Consider the following 236-nt stretch of genomic DNA (forward strand, 5'->3'; position numbering starts at 1 on the left):
TGTCGGAACAGAAGACGATGCGCAGCCGGTGCAAACGCGGCAGGTCGTCGGGCAAGGCAGTCAGTTCGTTGCCGCTGAGGTCCAGAATCTCAAGGGTTTCAGCCAGGGTGAAGATTTCTGGCGGGAATTCGCGCAGGCCGCACGAGAGAGACAGGCGGGTAATGCCTTCCAGCGCGCCGCTGCGCAGTTGTTCCAGAGTGTGCATGCAGAGAAGTGAAGAAACGGACTAAAACGCG

The 236-nt window shown here is 59.3% G+C and carries 1 pseudogene; it reads right to left on the bottom strand.

Annotation, left to right across the window (positions count from 1 at the left end):
- Positions 1 to 205: pseudogene (locus ACZ3HG_RS24865) on the bottom strand (hypothetical protein); the annotation flags it as partial.
- Positions 206 to 236 lie beyond the last annotated feature (31 nt).

This window comes from Erwinia sp. PME.40.26/001, assembly GCF_055556675.1.